The sequence below is a fragment of the Candidatus Desulfolinea nitratireducens genome (assembly GCF_982879505.1).
This window is the reverse complement of the sequence record NZ_CEYOSI010000239.1, coordinates 1-5,068: the sequence shown is the minus strand read 5'-3', so window position 1 is coordinate 5,068 and position 5,068 is coordinate 1. Positions and strand designations below refer to the sequence as shown.

3 protein-coding genes and 1 pseudogene are annotated in these 5,068 nt (G+C 46.5%); 1 reads left to right on the top strand and 3 read right to left on the bottom strand.

Annotation, left to right across the window (positions count from 1 at the left end):
- Positions 1-315, top strand: a pseudogene (locus tag AC3DOM_RS15500) (hypothetical protein); the annotation flags it as partial.
- Positions 316-318: 3 nt separating this feature from the next.
- Here AC3DOM_RS15500 and AC3DOM_RS15495 read toward each other — a convergent pair.
- Genes AC3DOM_RS15495 through AC3DOM_RS15485 form a run of 3 tightly spaced genes read right to left on the bottom strand, consistent with a single transcriptional unit; the run spans position 319 to position 4,978 of the window.
- Entirely contained in the window at positions 319-1,065 is a 747-nt protein-coding gene (locus AC3DOM_RS15495; RefSeq protein ID WP_487919948.1) for a response regulator transcription factor, read from the bottom strand.
- Positions 1,065-2,654 (bottom strand): GAF domain-containing sensor histidine kinase, encoded by a 1,590-nt coding sequence (locus tag AC3DOM_RS15490; RefSeq protein ID WP_487919947.1) that lies wholly within the window; start codon positions 2,652-2,654, stop codon positions 1,065-1,067. Before AC3DOM_RS15490 ends, AC3DOM_RS15495 begins: the two co-directional genes overlap by 1 nt.
- A complete protein-coding gene (locus tag AC3DOM_RS15485; RefSeq protein WP_487919946.1) occupies positions 2,651-4,978 on the bottom strand; it encodes a GAF domain-containing protein in 2,328 nt (775 codons plus the stop codon). The genes AC3DOM_RS15490 and AC3DOM_RS15485 overlap by 4 nt, the downstream gene beginning before the upstream one ends.
- Between the last annotated feature and the right edge of the window lie 90 nt (positions 4,979-5,068).

Sequence of the window (5,068 nt, the reverse complement as noted above, 5' to 3'; positions counted from 1 at the left end):
TGGCCAGTCATCGGTCTTACCCTGGTCACTTTTTTATCACGGTTGACGCTCTTTTTTGGAGTAAAACATATCGGCGGTTTACAAACAGCCTTACTGGGGCTTGGAGAACTTGTTATCACAGTTGGGTTGGGCCTAATTTGGTTAAATGAGGAACTAAGCCTGCTTCAGTGGATTGGCGTAGCTGGGTTAATCGTCAGTCTTTTGCTTGTTCGGTTTGAAAAGAAAAAGGTAATCAATAGGCCAGGAGGTTGGCTCAGTTGGATTCGCCCCTCACAACAACTTCCTCCGGATATTCCCTGGGGACCTCATACATAATCACTATATCCCTTCAGTTTTATATACAAAAAGATAACCCGTTCCACGAACACTGACAATTGCCCCCTCTAAAGAGGGGACATTTTGAATCTTTTGACGGAGTCGACTTACCAGTGGACGGAGAATTTCTGGCGCTTCGTGTTGGGCAGTTTCATAGCCCTGGACAAGCAGCACTAATTCACGGTGAGAAAATACGCGTCCAACATTTTCGATGAAGATTCTCAATAGGCGTCCTTCCGCTGGGGTCAGGGGAGTTTCCTCTTCCTCATATTTAATTAATCGACGCGAAAGGTCAATTACTGTGCCATCTTTTAATTTAATGGTAGCAACCCGCTCATCTGGAGGTACGTCGGTGGCGTAGCCTTCCAGCGAACGGAGTTTGGCCTCCCGACGGGATAACCCCATTCGCACACTTGCCAAAATCTGGGCTGGCGAGGCTGGTTTGAGAAGATAATCGTGAATGCGAAGCCGCAGGGCTTCAACCGCGCTTTCTGTTGTGCCAAAAGCTGTCAGAAGAATTATTTCGGTTTCAGGGGATATTTCATTAACAATATGTACAACCTCAAGACCACCAATTCCAGGCATCCGCAAGTCGACGATCATCATATCGACATAGTGGTTCCTTACGTAACCGACGGCTAATTGCCCATTTGATGCAGTCGCAATAGTGTATCCTTCCAGACGCAAAATATCGCCAAGAGTTTTCAATGCAATTGGTTCGTCATCGACAATTAAAATAGTTTGGGGCATTATTTATCTCCAATTGGTAAAGTTACCTGAAAGCATGCTCCACTCTGATCGTTTGGAATAAATTCTAATTCGCCACCGAGGGCAGTAATAATGTTGTAACTCACGGTTAGACCAAGCCCCGTTCCACCCTCTTTGTTGCTGATAAAAGGCTCAAATATACTCGCCTGATCCCTGGGTGCGATCCCTGAGCCGCTATCCTGAAAAATTATATCAACTGTATCTTTTCTCCTGCGGGCGCTTATCTCAATCCTTCCGCCTGAGTCCATGGCATCGTAAGCATTCAGGATGAGATTGAGGAATACCTGCTGCAATTGCGCCCCCACAGCCATCACTAGCGGAAGGTGTTTTGGGAAGGCCTGACTGACTATAATATTTTTCTTCTGAAGCTGGGTATCCATCAATCCTAAAACATGGTTCAAAATATCTGGCAAATCAACCTTTTTTGGAGAAACAATACCTGGACGATAAAAATCCAACATACGCTGAACAGTCATGCTGAGTCGATCTAATTCATTCTGTGCCAATGTTAAATATTCTTTCCGTTTTTCATCCGGAAGATCCTCGCGCCCAGCCAAATGCAGGCAATTTCGCACCGCCTGCAAAGGATTATTTATCTCATGGGCAATCGATGCAGTCAGGCGTCCTGCCGTAGCCATTTTTTCGGCCTGTAAAAGAGCCTTTTGCGAATCCTCCACTTGCTGTACATACTCTCTTAGTTCAGCATACAAGGTCGCATTCTCAACCGCAACCGATGCTTGCTGCGCCAGAATCAGAAAAGTATCAAGGTCAATTTCACGAAAAGCTGCCTGAGCTATTTCCCTGCCTGCATATAACAGAGCATGGACACCTGAGTGGGAAATTGGCACAAAAAGTGCAGAACCCACTCCCAAATTAACTAACTTTTTTTGTAAAGAAGGATGTTCGGTTTCGGTTTCTGTGACTGTTACAGGAAGTCCCGTCTCACTGATTTTTGTTACCGCCTCCCAGGCAGTTTCGCCATCGTTTTCCGGGAAGGCTTGGCCTCGTTTCGAGAGCAGAGTCAACACCCCACTTTCTGGTGCATACTGGTAATATGCAGCTTGTTCACAACGCATCTGATTACAAATAGCCTCAACGATTAATTCTGGCAACCGATCTGGACGGGTTTCTGCTAGAAATGCTTTGGTCACATCAAAGAGTGGCCGCAGGGCTTCAGTATGCGCCGCATCTCGCTTCCGCTGATTATCAGAAAGCGCTTGCTTGACTGCATCAACAAGTTCCTTGCTTTCCTCAAAGGGTTTCAGAATCAACCCGTCTACTCCCTGGCGCAGGGCTTTGATGGCTGTTTCTACAGTTCCGAATCCCGTCATGATCAGAGTGGCGATATCAGGCTGCTGTTCCTTTGCGTAGGCGACCACACCAAAGCCATCTATCTCCGGCATACGAATGTCAACAAGGAGTAAATCAACCCGTTCTCCACGCAACTGTGCCATTGCCTTTTGGGGATCGGTAAATGCCAAAGTGCGGAAGCCTGCTCGCGTCAACAGTCGTTCACACAGTTTTGCAATGCCCGGTTCATCGTCAACGATCAAGACAAAGGGTCCGCTCATTGGTGATTTTCCTCAATGGGCAACCAAACATTAAAGCAAGTACCCTCATCGCTTGTGCTTTGCAAATCAATACTACCGTTATGATCTGTCACAATGCCATAACTTACAGCGAGACCAAGACCGGTTCCACCATCCTTTGCCTTGGTCGTAAAGAAAGGCTCGAAAATTCGATCAAGATCTTCAACCGCAATACCATCACCTGTATCTTGCACAGCCATTAATAGCCATTCCTTTTTGTCTTTTTGGCGGGCTTCAGTTTGAACAGACAATTTGCCGCCATTTGGCATGGCATGGAGGGCATTATGCAGGAGATTCAAGACGACTTGTTTCATCTGATCCCGATCCATTAATACCCAGGGAAGATCTTTGCCAAGCTTCATTTCAAAATCCACATTGCTTGTTTCAAGAAGGTGCCCCGTCAGGGCAGCAACATCTTCAATGACTTCATTCAAGTCAGCGCGTACCCGAACGCTTTCGCTTTGACGGGAAAAATCGAGCAGTCGACGGACAACACTCCGAGCACGTTTAGCTTCTCGTAAAACCATCTCAAGATCAGCACGCTGTGAAGATTCAGCTGGCAGGTCTTCAAGGACGAGTTCAGAGAAACCTGCAACTGTGGTAAGAGGATTATTTAGCTCATGGGCAATCCCCGCTGCCATCTCTCCAACAGCAGCAAGTTTCGCTGCCTGAATTAGTTTATTTTCCGCAGCATGCTGAGCTTCCATTCGTTTTTGCAGCTCTTTTTGAGTTTTTTGCAAGATTTGATTTGTGTCCTGGAGCATTTGATAACGATCCACGCTGGATACTACACTGGTTAAAAACCCAGCTAATGATTCCAGCGCCATAAGATCAGTATGTGTAAAGGCATTTTTTACACTGGCCTCCACATCAATGATTCCCAAAATGCGATCACCCTCCCGTAGAGCAACGCAAATTTCTGAACCGATCTCCCAGCCAGGGACATGTTCATAAGCTTGATTTTGGCTTACATCATCAGACATGATGCTCTCGCCAGTGGTAAAAACGTGTCCTGTGATTCCTTGCTGTGTGGGGGAGTCAAATTTATCCAGAGCAGATCTGACCAAGGGTGCTGCTGCGCCACTAATTCCCTTTACTTGCAGGTTTTGAAGATTATCCACAAACATCACAACCGCTAATTCATACGAAAAATGCTGTACAAGCAAGTCAGCTGTAATCTGGGCAACCTCCTCGACATTGGTCAACCCAATCACCTGCTGGACCACCTCATGGATAAGCCCAAGGTTCCCCGCGCGAGCCTCAGCTTCTTCCCGCAACCGGCCGTATTCCACCAAGCCAGCTAAATGGCTGGCGATAACGACCAGAAGATTCTCATCATAGCCGCTGAAAGCAGCTACTTCCTCACTCTGCAAAGCCAACACACCGATTACATTACCACGATACTTTAATGGAACAATCAAGGCTGCCTGCATATCCTTGTCGACTAAAGCATAGTCTAGTGCCTCCGCACTTTCAACACGGATATTCTTTCCTTCGCGAATAAAATTTGCAATCGGATGGCCTTCGACGAATTCGGTGCGTGGGGATAAGCGACGTTCCTGGTTACGATATTTTCGCAATGTTCTACCATCGGAGGAGAGCAAAAAGAGAGACAGTGATTCCGTCGCAAAGGTACGTGTGAGCAGTGCAAAAACGCGCCGTACAATTTGATCAAGATTCTGTGCCGAGGAAACGATCATCGCAAAATCATTGAGCATCGCCTGACGCCTTAAATGATTTGCCATCTCAGCAAAAGTGACAAACATCTCGACTGATGTTGCAGCATGGACGCTAAATCGTTGCAGTTTTTGCCACTCTGTCTCGCTGAATAATGCATTACGCGATAATGCAACAATTCCTGTGATGCGGTTTCCAATCATCAGGGGCAGAATTGCCCAAACCTCTGCGCTAGCGGGGAGCAATATCTCTTTTGCGATTATTTTCCAGTCAGGATGCCCTTTCTCCAATCGAAGAGAATCTGGTTTCGTTTTGATTTGGGCAAGAAGAGTGTCTCCCCCCATTGAAAGTTTTTTCCCTAAAATTTCGGGTAACTGCCAATGCGCTTCTATTTTCAGGAATCCATCCCCATAGATAGCCAGCCAGCCTCCATCACAGGGGATGTAGTGAACGATTTGCGCCAGTACCCGTGTCAATGACCGAGGCAGATCGTAGGGAATGGCCGCTTGCCCGCCAAAGATAAATGCGTCTTCAAGCTGCAAATCCAAATTATCAGAATAGAAGTTCCCGGAGTTGGTAAGCAAGCGCCAGACTCGCTGGTCCTTTTTTAATTGCTCATTAGCCCCCACAATTATAATTTTTTGTGTCTCTCTAAGCGGAAAAGGTATCTTCTCAATAAATAGGGGTAAGCAAAAAGGAGGGAGACCTTTTAATTTTTG